The 13593-nt window shown below is 64.8% G+C and carries 13 protein-coding genes; 9 read left to right on the top strand and 4 right to left on the bottom strand.

Features of this window, described 5'->3' with window-relative positions:
- Nucleotides 1–5 precede the first annotated feature (5 nt).
- Entirely contained in the window at nucleotides 6–1208 is a 1203-nt protein-coding gene (locus CK220_RS21535) for a mandelate racemase/muconate lactonizing enzyme family protein (RefSeq protein WP_095813460.1), read from the bottom strand.
- The gene (locus CK220_RS21530; RefSeq protein WP_095813459.1) at nucleotides 1208–1927 is read right to left on the bottom strand and encodes a FadR/GntR family transcriptional regulator; all 720 of its coding nucleotides are present in this window, start codon (nucleotides 1925–1927) and stop codon (nucleotides 1208–1210) included. The genes CK220_RS21535 and CK220_RS21530 overlap by 1 nt, the downstream gene beginning before the upstream one ends.
- A 103-nt stretch (nucleotides 1928–2030) precedes the next feature.
- Here CK220_RS21530 and CK220_RS32825 point away from each other — a divergent pair, with 103 nt between their 5' ends.
- The 9 genes from CK220_RS32825 (at nucleotide 2031) to CK220_RS21490 (ending at nucleotide 12015) form a co-directional block, all read left to right on the top strand.
- Complete coding sequence (locus CK220_RS32825; protein WP_280952745.1) at nucleotides 2031–2165, top strand: hypothetical protein; 135 nt, start codon at nucleotides 2031–2033, stop codon at nucleotides 2163–2165.
- On the top strand, nucleotides 2120–2929 hold the full coding sequence (locus tag CK220_RS21525) for an SMP-30/gluconolactonase/LRE family protein (protein ID WP_245429340.1): 810 nt from the start codon (nucleotides 2120–2122) through the stop codon (nucleotides 2927–2929). The genes CK220_RS32825 and CK220_RS21525 overlap by 46 nt, the downstream gene beginning before the upstream one ends.
- A 113-nt stretch (nucleotides 2930–3042) precedes the next feature.
- Nucleotides 3043–3486: an SRPBCC family protein gene (locus CK220_RS21520; protein WP_095813458.1), complete on the top strand. Its 444-nt coding sequence runs from the start codon at nucleotides 3043–3045 to the stop codon at nucleotides 3484–3486.
- A gap of 166 nt (nucleotides 3487–3652) precedes the next feature.
- The gene (locus CK220_RS21515) at nucleotides 3653–4867 is read left to right on the top strand and encodes a patatin-like phospholipase family protein (RefSeq protein WP_095813457.1); all 1215 of its coding nucleotides are present in this window, start codon (nucleotides 3653–3655) and stop codon (nucleotides 4865–4867) included.
- A 400-nt stretch (nucleotides 4868–5267) separates the two neighbouring features.
- Nucleotides 5268–5972 (top strand): SDR family oxidoreductase, encoded by a 705-nt coding sequence (locus CK220_RS21510; RefSeq protein ID WP_095813506.1) that lies wholly within the window; start codon nucleotides 5268–5270, stop codon nucleotides 5970–5972.
- Nucleotides 5973–6171: 199 nt separating this feature from the next.
- Complete coding sequence (locus CK220_RS21505; RefSeq protein ID WP_095813456.1) at nucleotides 6172–6963, top strand: pyrroline-5-carboxylate reductase dimerization domain-containing protein; 792 nt, start codon at nucleotides 6172–6174, stop codon at nucleotides 6961–6963.
- Between the two features lie 414 nt (nucleotides 6964–7377).
- Nucleotides 7378–8883, top strand: a complete 1506-nt coding sequence (locus CK220_RS21500) for a family 16 glycosylhydrolase (RefSeq protein WP_095813455.1) — start codon at nucleotides 7378–7380, stop codon at nucleotides 8881–8883.
- A 51-nt stretch (nucleotides 8884–8934) separates the two neighbouring features.
- Entirely contained in the window at nucleotides 8935–10692 is a 1758-nt protein-coding gene (locus tag CK220_RS21495; RefSeq protein ID WP_095813505.1) for a type I secretion system permease/ATPase, read from the top strand.
- A 3-nt stretch (nucleotides 10693–10695) separates the two neighbouring features.
- Nucleotides 10696–12015 carry an HlyD family type I secretion periplasmic adaptor subunit gene (locus CK220_RS21490; RefSeq protein WP_095813454.1) on the top strand — a complete coding sequence of 440 codons (1320 nt, stop codon included), beginning with the start codon at nucleotides 10696–10698 and terminating at the stop codon, nucleotides 12013–12015.
- A gap of 50 nt (nucleotides 12016–12065) precedes the next feature.
- On the opposite strand, the gene CK220_RS21485 is transcribed toward CK220_RS21490, so the two are convergent.
- Both CK220_RS21485 and CK220_RS21480 read right to left on the bottom strand, forming a co-directional pair.
- The gene (locus tag CK220_RS21485) at nucleotides 12066–12596 is read right to left on the bottom strand and encodes a dihydrofolate reductase family protein (RefSeq protein WP_095813453.1); all 531 of its coding nucleotides are present in this window, start codon (nucleotides 12594–12596) and stop codon (nucleotides 12066–12068) included.
- Between the two features lie 95 nt (nucleotides 12597–12691).
- Entirely contained in the window at nucleotides 12692–13582 is an 891-nt protein-coding gene (locus tag CK220_RS21480; RefSeq protein ID WP_095813452.1) for a LysR family transcriptional regulator, read from the bottom strand.
- Between the last annotated feature and the right edge of the window lie 11 nt (nucleotides 13583–13593).

The following is a 13593-nucleotide window of genomic DNA, read 5'->3' as shown; positions in this document are numbered from 1 at the left end:
TCTTTCTAGATGTCCGCCTTGTCTGAGACGCGGCGGTGGACGGTGTAGGCCTTGCCGAGATCGGGACTGAGCGCCAGCCCGAGCCCAGGCCCCGGCGGCACGGTGATCATGCCGTCCTTCACCTCGGGCAGCGCCGTCACCAGGTCGCGGTACCAGGTGCGGTAGAAGGCGCGCACGCTTTCCTGGACGAGCGCGTTGGGCGCGTTGAGCGACAAATGGGTGGACGCTGCGAGCACCACCGGACCGGTGCAGTCGTGCGGCGCCACCGGCAGCCGCCAAGCCTCGGCCATCGAGGCGATCTTGCGCGCCTCCGACAGGCCGCCGCACCAGGAGATGTCGAGCATGACGATCCCGGCCGCTCCAGTCTCCAGAAGGTCGCGGAAAGCCCAGCGGCTGCCCAGCGTCTCCGAGGCCGAGATCGGCGCCGGACTGGCGGCGGCGTAGCGCTTCAGGTCGCCGAGACTGTCCATGCGGATCGGATCCTCGTGCCAATAGGTGGCGTAGGGCCTGAGCGCCTCGGCGATCCTCATCGCGGGCAAGAGCTGCCACATCGAATGGAACTCGACCATGACGTCGATCTTGTCGCCGACGGCCTTGCGAATCTTTTCAAAAGGTTCGAGCGCCGCCTTCAGGTCGGCCGCCGAGATGTCGTTGCCGCGCGTCTTCTCCGCCGCGTGGTCGAACGGCCAGATCTTCATGGCGGTGATGCCGTCGGCGAGCAATTCCTCGGCCAGTTCGCCGGCGCGGGTGAGGAAGGCGTTGAGATCGTCGTAATCGCGCCCGGCGCCGATGCCGTAATTGGCGGTCGTCTGGCCCTTGGCGTCCTTGATGTACTCGGTGCCGGCGCAGGTGTTGTACGTGCGGATCGAGCGACGGCTGAAGCCACCGAGCAGTTGCGCGACCGGCTGGCCGGTGGCCTTGCCGAAAATGTCCCACAGGGCGATGTCGAAGGCGGAGTTGCCGCGCACCTCCGCGCCGCTGGAGCGGAAGCCGAGATAGCCGACGAGATCGGCGGCCAAAAGATCGATCTCCAGCGGATCGCGGCCGATCACCCTGGGCGCCACATATTCGTGCAGGTATTCCTCGACCGTGCGCGATAGATAAAACGTCTCGCCGAGTCCGGTGATGCCCTCGTCGGTATGGACCTCGACCCAGAGCAGGTTGGGCCGTTCCTCGATGCGGACGGTCTCGATGGCGCGGATCTTCATCAGGCTATTCCCGCGTCGATGAGCGCCTTGACGCTCTTGTCGAAATGCTCGGCCATATGCTCGGCCGCAAGCCTCGGATCACCCTTGAGGATGGCGTCGGCGATATCCTCATGGCCCTTGATCATCTTGAGCTGGTCCTCGTCCGAGGAACGCGTTCGCCAGCCGATGACCCAGGTGCGGCGCGTCACGCCGCTGAAGGCGGTGACGATCAGCGAAAAGACCGGATTGTGCGAGGCCGCCGCGATCGCCTCGTGGAAGGCGATGTCATGCTCCATGACGGTCTCGGGGTTCTTGCAACTCTCGCGCATCAGCCGGGCCGACTGGGCAATCGCCGCGGCTTCCGCGTTGGTGCGGCGCAGTGCTGCCAGCGCCACCGTGCGCATCTCGATGGTGCGCCTGACGTCATAGACCTGCTGCACGCTGATCTGCTGGGTGGTGATGCCGTGCTCGATCACCATCGACATGGCGCCGGTGTCGAGCTTGGCGACGGTGGCGCGGCGCCCGGCGCTCATGTCGATCAGCCGCATCGCCGACAGCGAGCGGAAGGCCTCGCGCACCACCGTGCGGGAGACGTTGAGCTGGCGCGTCATGGCGGCCTCGCTGGGCAGCGGATCGCCGGGCGCCAGGCCTTCCGAGCGGATGTGCTGGGTTATCGCCTGGATCGCCGTGCTGACCAGGCCAGGACTCGGTTCATCCGGCGGGTCTGTCTGCTCGTGCATCCGCTCCTCAAAACCTGTATGACAGGTTATTATTGAATTGCTCATATTTCAGCTCAAAGATATATGTCAAGCTGATTTCTGGCACCCTGCCCCGAGGCGCCCCATGCACGAGACGCAAGCCGGCCTGATCTTCGATGCGCGCGACGTGGTCGGCGAAAGCCTGGTGTGGGACGAGCGCCGCGAAAGGCTGGTCTGGGTCGACATCTCGGCCGCAGGTTTCATCGGCTGGATCCGCTGAGCGGCGCGCATGAAAGCTGGCCGACGCCGGATCTCGTGACCTCGGTCGGCCTGCGCAATGATGGCGGCGCGGTCGTCGGGTTGCGCAAGGAGATCGCGCTATGGGATTTCGACGGGCCGTTCCGGTTGCTCGCGACGATCGAGGCCGACAGGCCGGGAACGCGGCTCAACGAGGGCGTGGTGGCGCCGGACGGTTCGTTCTGGGTCGGAACGATGGCCAACAACATCGGCCCGGACGACACGCCGGTCCCCATCGCCAGCGATGATGGTCGGCTCTACCGGGTCGGCCCGGACGGCAAAGTGACGCCGCTCAGCGAAGACCGGTTCGGCATCACCAACACGATGGTGTGGCTGCCCGACGGACGCTTCGTCACCGCCGACACGACGAAGAACGCGCTCTACAGCTATGGCTGGGACAAGGAGGCGGGACGGCTCGGCCGGGCGCTTCCCTTCTTCACCGGCTTCGAGCGCGGCCTGCCGGACGGCTCCTGCCTCGACGCCGAGGGTTATGTTTGGAACTGCCGGGTGGTTGGCGGAAGCTGCCTCGCCCGCATCGCGCCCGACGGCAGGTTGGACCGGATCGTCGAATTGCCCTGCAGCTGGCCGACGAGTTGCGCTTTCGGCGGCCCCGGCCTCGACACGCTGTTCGTGACGTCCGCGCGTTTCACGATGAGCGCCGAGCATCTCGACGCCAACCCTTTCGAGGGCGGCCTGTTCGCGCTTAGGCCCGGCATGCGCGGCGTGCGAGGCAACCGGTTTGGATAATCTCTCCATTGAGAGATCGGCAGCAGCATTCAAAAAACTTCACCATCGATGTCGGACTGGCCAATCCACGTTCGTCATAGGAGCATAGACCGACAATCAAGAGGAGAAACGATATGCCCAGCACTGTCCGCCTGCACCGCGTGCTCGCAACCAAGCCCGAGAAAGTCTATCGCGCCTTCATCGAGGCGGACGCGCTGGCGAAATGGCTGCCGCCGAACGGCTTCACCTGCACGGTGCATCACTTCGATGCAAAGGTCGGCGGCAACTTCAAAATGTCGTTCCGCAATTTCACCACGGGCGACAGCCATTCCTTCGGCGGCGACTATGTCGAGCTCGTTCCGGGCGAGCTCGTGCGCTACACTGACAAATTCGACGATCCCAACCTGCCCGGCGAGATGCAGGTGACCGTGAAGTTGAAGAAGGTCTCGGTCGGCACGGAGATGGAGATCACCCAGGCCGGCATTCCGGACGCCATTCCCGCCGAGGCCTGCTATCTCGGCTGGCAGGAGTCGCTCAAGAACCTGGCAAGGCTCGTCGAGCCGGAGATCAACCAGTAAGACCGATCGCAAGGTCTAGGCGGCCGGCCGCGACGAAGCGGCCGGCAAGCGGCCCGATTTCCATATGTGAAGTTACACATTTCCCCCGCTTGCCAGAATGGCTGCGCTAGGCTGGATTGAGCAATGCCGAGCTCGAATGCCGAACAGACAGGCAGAGGGGGCCGCTATGGAGCCGATTCCAGCCGGATCATCACCGGCCGACGACAAGGTCGAGCATTACGAGCTCGGCCTCTGCCTGTCGGGCGGCGGCTATCGCGCCATGCTGTTCCATGCCGGCGTGCTCTGCCGGCTGAACGAGGCCGGCCTGCTTCAGAAAATCGACATGGTGAGTTCGGTCTCGGGCGGCTCGATCGCCGCCGGGCTGCTGGCGGTCCTCTGGCCGCGCCTCAGCTTTGCTAACGGCGTCGCCACGAATTTCCGCGAGGTTTACGTCGAAAAAATCCTTGCTTTCTCGCAGGTCTTCCTTGACGCGCCGTCGATCCTCAAGGGCCTGTTCAACCCGTTTTCGAGCGCGGCGCGCGAAGTCGCCGCCTGCTACGAGCGCCATCTGTTCGACGGCAAGGCGCCGACGCTGAAGAGCCTGACCCCGCGTCCGTGGTTCGTGTTCTGCTCGAGCAATCTCAGCACCGGCTCGCTGTTCCGCATGTCCAACCGCTACATTGCCGATTACCGGATCGGCATGGCCAAGCATGCGGACCTGCCGGTCGCGACTGCGGTCGCGGCGTCGTCCGCTTTCCCGCCGTTTCTGTCGCCGCTCAGGCTCGACCTCACGCAATTCGCGTGGGAGAACGACAAGCTCGACGCGAGCGTCGGCCCGCCGGTCCCCGCCGGCCGCGCCGTGCTCACCGATGGCGGCGTCTATGACAATCACGGCATCGAGCCGGCGCTGAAGCGCTGCCGCTGGCTTTTGGTCAGCGACGCCGGCGCGCCCTGGCGGGCGTCGGGCTCCGCCTACTGGAACTGGTTCTCGCAGTTGAAGCGCGTGCTCGACACCACAGACAACCAGGTGCGCTCGCTCAGGCGGCGCGACCTCATCGCCCGCTTCCAGGCGGCGAAGGATGCCGACGACCAGGGCCTGCCCAACGACGCGACCCGGCCCGACTATGCCGCCACCCGCGGCGTCTACTGGTCGATCGCCAGCAAGCCGGACACCGCCGAGCCGAGCTTCGTGCAAAGCGCGGCAACAGCGCCTGCCGATATCGGCACGTCGCAGACGATCGATCTCGTCAATTGGGGCTATTGCGCCAGCGACCAGGCGCTGCGGAGCTGGTACAGGCCGGCGGTGCCGGCTGGGAAGGGCGTGCCGCTGCAGGCCGGCGCGGTGAAGCCCGGACGCTGCGCGGTTGTGTCGAAGACGGTCATGAGTCTGTTCAAGGTTTGAGCGATGCGCTTGAACTGCCAATCTCCCCCTTGCGGGGCCCTTGCGGGGGGAGATGTCCGGCAGGACAGAGGGGGGTGTGAAGGATCTCGGCGCTCGATTTTGCTTCGCCGGGATCCTGCATCAAAGGGCTGGATATGCCGGCGGGACAGCACCCCCCTCTGGTCTGCCGACCATCTCCCCCGCAAGGGGGGAGATCAGATGTCGCGCTGGCTTTCGCCAATCTCGAACGTTGAGCTGGCGCGCGACTGCCAATCTCCCCCCACTAGGTCCCCAGTGGGGGAGATTACGCGCTTCCTTGCTTTCGCCAATCGCCACCGGCGCTTGGCGCAATCCAAACCGGTTCGTGCCCTGCACCGCCTCGTGCTAACAGAGGCGCTTTCAACAATGGATGGACAGCGACATGGCAGGAGAAAAAGTAGCTCTGGTGACGGCGGGCGGCAGCGGCATGGGCGCGGCGGCGGCGAAGCGGCTGGCCGCCGACGGCTTCAAGGTCGGCGTGCTCTCCTCCTCCGGCAAGGGCGAGGCGCTGGGCAACGAACTCGGCGGCTTCGGCGTCACCGGCTCCAACCAGTCGAACGAAGATCTGAAGCGGCTGACCGACGGCGCGCTGCAACGCTGGGGCCGCATCGACGTGCTGGTCAACAGCGCCGGCCACGGGCCGCGGGCGCAAATCATCGAGATCAGCGACGAGGACTGGCACAGGGGCATCGACACCTATTTCCTCAACGTCGTGCGCCCGACCCGGCTGGTGACGCCGGTGATGCAGAAGCAGAAGGCGGGCGTCATCATCAACATCTCGACCGCCTGGGCGTTCGAGCCGAGCGTCGCCTTCCCGACCTCGGCGGTGGCGCGCGCCGGGCTCGCCGCCTTCACCAAGATCTTCGCCGACACCTATGCGGCCGACAATATCCGCATCAACAACGTGCTGCCGGGCTGGATCGACAGCCTGCCCGCCGTCAAGGACCGCCGCCAGAGCGTGCCGATGAAGCGCTACGGCACATCCAAGGAAGTGGCGGCAACGATCTCCTTCCTTGCTTCCGACGGCGCGGCCTATATCACCGGCGAGAACATCCGCGTCGATGGTGGATTGATGCGGGGGTACTGAGGCTCGTTTTCGGCAGGCACAGCGGTCGTTTCGCCTGCAATGCGTGGCCGGCGAACGACCACCTGATGGCAGGAGCGAGCCGGCGTAAAGGTTCGTATCCACTGCTCTCCCGGCCCATGCTCCGCAACGCCGGCTGCGGTCTGACCGCTGGACAACGGCCACCGCCTCCCGCACCTTCAAGCCTAGAAGGGAGACAAGAATGAGCGCTTCACTCAGGCTGGGCATTGTCGGCGGCGCCGGTTGGCTGGGCAGCGCCATCGCGGGTGCCGCGCTTTCGGCCGAGTTGGTGCGGGCGGAGAACCTCGCCCTCTCCTATCGGAGGACGAAGCCGGATCGTTTTCCAGGCGTTTTCTGGACCGACGACAACCAGGCGCTCGCCGACCGCTCGGACGTCATCATGCTTTCGGTGCGGCCGCAGGACTGGCCGTCGCTCGAACTGGATGCCAAGGGCAAGCTGGTGATTTCGGTGATGGCCGGCATCCGTATGGCCGAGATCGGCGAGAAGCACGGCACCGGCCGCGTGGTGCGAACGCTGCCCAACGCGGCCGCCGAGGTCGGCAAATCCTTTACGCCGTGGATCGCGAGCGGCGACGCCACCGAGTTGGACCGCGCGACCGTGCGCGCAATCTTCGGCGCCTGCGGCGTTGAGGATGAGGTCGGCAGCGAGCGCGACATCGACTACCTCACCGGCCTGACGGGCTCGGGTCCCGCCTTCCCAGCCCTGCTCGCCGACGCGATGATGCGCGATGCCGTGGCCTTCGGCCTCGCGCCGGAGGTCGCACGGCGCGCGGTCAACACCGTGCTCACCGGAACCGGCCGGCTGCTGGAGCTCAACGACGCTTCACCGGCCGATACGGTCGAGGCCTTTCTCGGCTATCGCGGCACGACAGCGGCCGCGATCGAGACGATGCGCGAAGCGGGCTTCGACAAGGCCGTCGCCAAGGGACTGGCGGCGGCGTTCCTGAGGTCGATCGCAATGGGCAAGGCTTGAGCCGACGACGCCGCCCTGAAAGGGCGTCGCGCTGAGCGGGTTCACTTTTTTGCGTGTCGTTTCGCAGGACCGCTGCGCATTTTTTTTGCGCGACATGCATCAGGCGAGCATCCGCCCGATCGGGCTCGCCGCTCAGGTGAGTCGCCTGCATACGACCCTTCCGCCGCGATGCTTAATTTTTGATAAAAGAAATTAGTAATATTGTGTAAAACTGGATGAGGCTCGCGTGTAAATTGTATTAGAGCATCCTTACTCTCTTTTCTTGCGAATAATTGATCGCTGAAAGGCAATTTTTCTCTGTACTATTAGACAATTCCTTGGAACGATACCCGGAATTACAAGTTGACCCGCTAGCGATCGGTTGAATTCGTATCGCCGATTCAAGCAAGCCGTGTATCACAAGGAGGGTTGTCGATGGGCAGCTTCGTCAATGCCGTAGGCGTTCCCCTTCCCTATAGCGGCACGTCCACCCATTGGTACTCGGCGGCAGGGTCCGGACCGGACTTGTGGGGCACCTCCGGAAACGACACCTTCTATGGAGCTTCCGGTGTCAATGTCACCATGCACGGCAGCTACGGCGATGACATCTATTACCTCTATGCCGCGGGCAACAAGGTGGCCGAGGGCTATGGGGCAGGCATCGACACGATCAGCACATGGATGAGCTACAAGCTTCCCAACAATGTCGAGAACCTGATCGTCACCAATGCCAAGAACTTCGCTTTCGGAAACGACCTGGACAACATCATCACCGCCAAGGCCGGCAACCAGACGCTGGACGGCGGCAAGGGCAATGATGTGCTGATCGACGGCGGCGGCGGTTACGACACTTTCATCATCGCGAAAGGCAACGGAAGCGACCTGATCGCCAATTTCGCCGCGACTGACACCGTTCGTCTCGATGGCTATGGTTTCACTTCCTTCGACGCCATCCACTCGAACATGATCCAGGCGGGATCGAACGTCATCTTGAACCTCGGATCCGGCGAGATCCTCATGTTCAAGGACACGACCATCGACAAGCTGCAGCCCAGCCAGTTCCAACTGCCGATCGACAAGTCCGGCATGTCGCTGTCCTTCAGCGACGACTTCAACGCGCTGAACCTCCACAGCAGCCAGGGCGGCACGTGGGATACCAACTTCTGGTGGGGCGCGCCGAACGGCAGCACGCTGACCAGCAACAACGAGCTGCAGTGGTACATCAACGCCAATTACGCGCCGACGAGCTCGGTCCACCCGTTCAGTGTGAACAACGGCGTGCTCACCATCACCGCGGCGCAAGCGCCGGCGGACATCAAGCCGCTGATCAACAATTACGAATACACGTCCGGCATCCTGACCACGCACGACAGCTTCTCGCAGACCTACGGCTATTTCGAAATGCGCGCCGACCTGCCGGAAAACGCCGGCGCCTGGCCGGCCTTCTGGCTGCTGCCGGAGGACGGCTCCTGGCCGCCGGAGCTGGACGTCGTCGAAAGATACGGCCAGACCCCGAACTCGCTTCTGATGACCGCGCATACGATGGAGACGGGGACGCACACCATGGTCGGGTCCACCGTGAATGTCATGGATACCGCCGGTTTTCACACCTATGGCCTGCTGTGGACGCCGGACAAGCTCGTTTGGACCTATGACGGCGTGCAGGTCGCGGAAGCGGCGACGCCTTCGGACATGAACAAGCCCATGTACATGCTGGTCAATCTTGCGATCGGCGGCCAGGCCGGCGCGCCGCCGGATCATCTGGCCACGCCGGCCGAGATGAAGGTCGACTACGTCCGCGCCTATACGCTGGACGCTGTGCAGGCTAACCCCCTGGTCGTCAGCAGCAGCACCACCAGCCCCACAACGCATAGCACCGCCACGCACAGCTTCGGCAGCAGCACGCTGCATCACGGTTCCGAGTTTGGGGGCCACGCTTAAGATTTTCAGGCGATCGGTTCGATGTCCCGGGATCATGCAACGGCGGCCGATATGACTGCACAGTCGAGCCTGCGGGCGGTGCTCCTGCGCGCCATCGCCGATGTCGGCGTCTTCTCGCTGCTGATCAATATCCTGCTTCTGGTGATCCCGCTCTATTTGCTGCAGGTCTATGACCGCGTGCTGCCCTCCTCCAGCGTCGAGACGCTGGTCTATTTGTCGGCGATTGCGGTTCTTGCGCTCGCTTTCCTTGGGCTGCTGGACGCGATCCGCGCCGTCTACACGCAGCGCGTCGCGGCCGCCGTGGACAGGAAGCTCGGCGCGAGGACATTCGCCCTTTCGCTGGCGCCCAAATACGCCGGCGGCCTGTCGCCGCTGCGTGATCTCGCCTCGGTCTGCGCCTTCGTCCGGTCGCGCGGCGTGGCGGTGTTGTTCGACCTGCCCTTTGCGCCCGTCTTCCTCGCGTTGCTCTACCTGATCCATCCGATGCTGTTCTGGGTGACGGTCGCCGGCGCGGTGCTTCTGCTCGTCCTTGTGGTCGCGAACCAGCTCGCCATCGGCCGGAACGATGCCTTGTCCGCGGAGCGCTCGGCCTTGGCGAGCCATGCGGAACAGGTCTTTGCCCGCAATGCCGAAACGCTGCGCGCCATGGGCATGGTCGAGAACGCCGCTCGGGTCTGGGGACGGCATGTCGGGGCAGCGCTCACGCTATACGACCGTTCGTCGAGCGCCAATGCGATCTTCAGCGGCGCCTCGCGGGCGCTGCGCATGATGCTGCAGCTGGCGATCCTCGGCGCCGGCGCCTGGCTGGTGCTCGAGGGGCAGATGACGGCGGGCATGATCTTCGCCTCCTCGCTGGTGTCGTCGCGCGCGCTGCAGCCGCTCGACCAGCTGATCGGCGCCTGGCGCCAGATGGTCGAGGCAAAGCTGGCCTGGAAGCGGCTGGAGACGGCGCTTGCTGCGCATCCGGCTGAGAAGCGGAAACTGGCGCTCCCCGATCCCTTGGGCGCGATTTCTGTGCAGGACGTTTTCTTCATGGCGCCGAACGCGCAGCCCGGCACCGAACCTATCCTCAAGCGGCTGAATTTCCAGATCGGCGCCGGCGAGGCGGTGGCGATCATCGGGCCGAGCGGCGCCGGCAAATCGACGCTGGCGCGGCTGCTTGTGGGTGCCGCGCAGCCGACGGGCGGCGCAGTAAGGATCGACGGCGCCGACCTCAGGACCTGGGACGAAAAACAGCTCGGGAGACAGATCGGCTATCTGGCGCAGGAGGTGGAGCTCTTTCCCGGCTCGATCGGCGACAATGTCGCCCGCTTCGACGCGCAGGCGGAGGACGCCGCGATCGTCGAGGCCGCCAGGCGCGCCCAGGCGCATGATTTGATCCTGGCGCAGCGCGACGGCTACCAGACGATCATCGGCCCTTCCGACAGGACGCTCTCGGGCGGCGAGCGCCAGAGGATCGGGCTGGCGCGCGCCTTCTACGGCAACCCGCGCATTCTCGTGCTCGACGAGCCCAGCTCCCATCTCGACGGCAGCGGCGAGGCGGCGCTCGAGGCGGTGCTTGTCGCGGCGCGTGCGGCCGGCGTCACGATCCTCGTCATCACGCATCGCCCGTCCATCGCAACGGCCTGCGACCGCGTGATGGTTCTGCGCGGTGGTGTGATCGAGGCGTTCGGCCCCAGCGCCGAGGTGCTGCGGCGGTCCACTGTCGACAAGGGCGCCGGCAACGCCCCGGCCGCCCAGCAGGGCACGGTGGTGACCGGATCATTCGCGCCGACGATCCGCACCCATGGCATCCGCTTCGGATCCTAGACGATGACGATCGAGAGCCTTGCCTGGGATGGACAGCCGCGCACCGACTTCCGGCGCGTGGCCTTCATAGGGTATGCGGCAATCGCGATCTTCGCGGGCGGCTTCGGCTATTGGGCGGTGAGCGCGCCGCTGTCCGGCGCGGTGATCACGCAAGGCACGATCTCGGCGACCGGCGGCAACATCCTCATCCAGCAGCCCGAAGGCGGCATCATCCAGCAGCTGCTGGTCCGCGAGGGCGACCGCGTGCAGCAGGGCCAGGACCTCATCCTGCTCGACCGGACGGCCGCGCAAGCCGAGCTCAACCGTCTGACCAGGCAGTCGATCGCGCTCAAGGCGAGCATGGCACGCCTGGAGGCCGAGCGCGACGGGCTGGACAGGCTGGCGCCGATCACCGAGGCAGCACCGGCGCCGTTCCAGCAGGATTTCCAGAACCTCATCCGCGAGCAGCAGAAGGAATTCGACGCCCGGCTCGCCCGGTTCCGGTCGGAGCAATCGATCATGGCGCAGCGGGTCGCCATGCATCGCGAGTCGGTCGTGGGCTTGAACGCCCAGAAACTCGCCATCGAGCAGCAGGCCGATGTGGTGAAGAAGGAGCTCGGCATCAAGACCGGCCTGCTCGACAAGGGCCTCACCAACCGCACCGAATATTCGCAGCTGCTGCGCTCAGAAGCCGACCTCGTCGGCCAGGCCGGCGCGCTGGAGGCCAATCTTGCCGCAGCCAACAGCCAGATCGTCGAGGCGCAGGTGCAGGTCGAGCGGCTGACCACGCAGCGCGTGGAGGAAGCGCTGACCAAGCTCGACGAGGTGCGCACCAACCTCGCCGACATCGAGGAGCAGATCAGGGCAGCCGAAGCAGTGCTTCAGCGCACGACGATCAAGGCGCCGGCGGCGGGCATCGTGGTGTCGTCTACCTATAATTCCAAAGGCAGCGTGATCGCGCCGGGCGAAAAGATCATGGAGATCCTGCCCACCGCATCGGGTCTCAACGTCGATGCAAAGCTGCGGCCGAAAGACGTCGACCAGGTGCGCGTCGGCCAGCCGGCGAAGCTCAGGCTGTCGGCGCTCAACGCGCGCCTGACCCCCGAAGTATCGGCGACCGTGACGCAGATCTCGGCCGACCGGCTGATCGACCAGGCGACCCGCGAACCCTATTTCCGCGCCAAGCTGAAGATCGCCGACGCGCTCCCGCCCGGCGTCAAGCCGGAGCAACTCTATCCGGGAACGCCGGTCGAGGCCTTCATCAACACCGGCGACCGGACCTTCTTCGAGTATCTGGCGCGGCCGATGGTGGATTCGTTCGCCCGGGCGTTTGCGGAGCGGTGAGCGGGCGCTCCGCCCGACGCGACGGCGCCGTCCGTCGCGGAGTTGCGAGCCTACGCAGGAACATAAGTCAACCTGATCACCTCCTCGCCGATCAAATCACTGGCCACGAGACGGAGCGGCGGCCGGGGGCCGGCGAAGGATGGCTTTCCGTGACCAAGCACGACGGGATGGAAGTAGAGTCGATACTCATCGATAAGCCCGAGTTCGGTCAGGCTTCGCGCCAGGTCTGGTCCGGAAACGGCAATCTCCCCAGCGAGCTGAGCCTTCAGGTCACGTTTCACCTCGGCCAGGCCACCTTCGACCAGCGTGGCGTTGGGGCCAACGGACTGCAACGTGCTCGACACGACCCACTTCGGCTGGCTCCGCCACGCCGTCGCGAATTCGCGGAGCTCAGGGGTCCACTCGGCACGGTCTTCGTCCCAATAGCGCATGACCTCGTACATGCGACGGCCGTACACGCTGCCCGCCAGGCCGCGCACTTGCTCGATCCAGTGACGAAAGAGCGCGGGATCGGGTGCAAATGCCTCGTGGTCGACATAGCCGTCCAGTGACTGATTCATTCCGAAGACGAGCTTGGCCATGGTAATTCCATCCCAGCCTTCTTTCAGGATATAGTGAATCGCGCCGCTTCGTGATCGGTGACGGCCTTGTCACGCTCCTGGCCGGCACGACACGGTCAAACGGCGATCTGAAGCGCCCCGTAGCGTTTGACTTCGGCTTCGATCTCCCTGACCAAAGTTTCCAGCGCGGGATTTCGGGAGTTGCGCGCGCGCCTGATCACATAGGCCAGGTCCGGCGGCTTGGGGAAGTGCTTGTCGACGATCTCCATGCCGGGTTGCAGGTGCCGCTGACTGAGGAGCGCGACGCCGAGCCCGGAGGTCACGCCGGCGATGATGCCGGCTGCGCTGGAGCATTCGAACACGGTCTCGAACACCGTTCCCTCGTCCTGCCCAAGATCGAGACCCCAACGCCGATAGAAGCAGTTCTCGTCGAAGGACAGGAACGGGATCGGCTTTTCCTTCGACAGGACGAGTTCCGGAGACTTCACCCAGTGCAGCGTCTCGCGGTAGAGGACGATGTCGGCAGGGCGAACCTCGTGCTGGAACAACTGGACAATCGCGGCGTCAAGGGCCCCCTGGCTGAGCTGCTCCCGCAAGACGAGGCTCATGCGCACTTGCGTACGGACGCTCACCTCGGGGTGGAGCCTGCGGAACCGGCCAAGAATGCGCGAGAGGTCCGTGCAGGTCGTGTCCTCGGTCATTCCCAGCGCGATCTTGCCTTGCAGCGTGCTTTTCGACAGGCTCAGTATCGCTTCGTCATGAATTCCCAGGATGCGCCGCGCATAACCCAGGAGATCATGGCCGGCCGTGGTGAACAGCGGCGCGTTTGGCTTGCGGCTGAGGATTTCGCAGTCGAGGCTCGCTTCCAGCCGCCTCACCTTGTGGCTGACAGCCGATTGCGACAAGCCCAGACTCTCGGCCGCACGGGTGACACCGCCGTGTTTCTCGATCGCGACCAGCGCCCGCAAGGCATCAACATCCAGGCGGCGGCTCATAATTCCAGCCATGACAATCCTCG

The sequence above is a fragment of the Mesorhizobium sp. WSM3860 genome (assembly GCF_002294995.1).
Taxonomy (GTDB): domain Bacteria; phylum Pseudomonadota; class Alphaproteobacteria; order Rhizobiales; family Rhizobiaceae; genus Mesorhizobium.
This window is presented reverse-complemented; position numbering and strand designations above follow the sequence as displayed.

Excerpts from the sequence above, each read along its gene's own strand:
- CK220_RS21500 (WP_095813455.1), top strand. The coding sequence starts at position 7,378 with ATGGGCAGCTTCGTCAATGCCGTAGGCGTTCCCCTTCCCTATAGCGGC.
- CK220_RS21515 (WP_095813457.1), top strand. The coding sequence starts at position 3,653 with ATGGAGCCGATTCCAGCCGGATCATCACCGGCCGACGACAAGGTCGAG.
- CK220_RS21490 (WP_095813454.1), top strand. The coding sequence starts at position 10,696 with ATGACGATCGAGAGCCTTGCCTGGGATGGACAGCCGCGCACCGACTTC.
- CK220_RS21535 (WP_095813460.1), bottom strand. The coding sequence starts at position 1,208 with ATGAAGATCCGCGCCATCGAGACCGTCCGCATCGAGGAACGGCCCAAC.
- CK220_RS32825 (WP_280952745.1), top strand. The coding sequence starts at position 2,031 with ATGCACGAGACGCAAGCCGGCCTGATCTTCGATGCGCGCGACGTGGTC.
- CK220_RS21520 (WP_095813458.1), top strand. The coding sequence starts at position 3,043 with ATGCCCAGCACTGTCCGCCTGCACCGCGTGCTCGCAACCAAGCCCGAG.
- CK220_RS21510 (WP_095813506.1), top strand. The coding sequence starts at position 5,268 with ATGGCAGGAGAAAAAGTAGCTCTGGTGACGGCGGGCGGCAGCGGCATG.
- CK220_RS21530 (WP_095813459.1), bottom strand. The coding sequence starts at position 1,927 with ATGCACGAGCAGACAGACCCGCCGGATGAACCGAGTCCTGGCCTGGTC.
- CK220_RS21485 (WP_095813453.1), bottom strand. The coding sequence starts at position 12,596 with ATGGCCAAGCTCGTCTTCGGAATGAATCAGTCACTGGACGGCTATGTC.
- CK220_RS21505 (WP_095813456.1), top strand. The coding sequence starts at position 6,172 with ATGAGCGCTTCACTCAGGCTGGGCATTGTCGGCGGCGCCGGTTGGCTG.
- CK220_RS21480 (WP_095813452.1), bottom strand. The coding sequence starts at position 13,582 with ATGGCTGGAATTATGAGCCGCCGCCTGGATGTTGATGCCTTGCGGGCG.
- CK220_RS21495 (WP_095813505.1), top strand. The coding sequence starts at position 8,935 with ATGACTGCACAGTCGAGCCTGCGGGCGGTGCTCCTGCGCGCCATCGCC.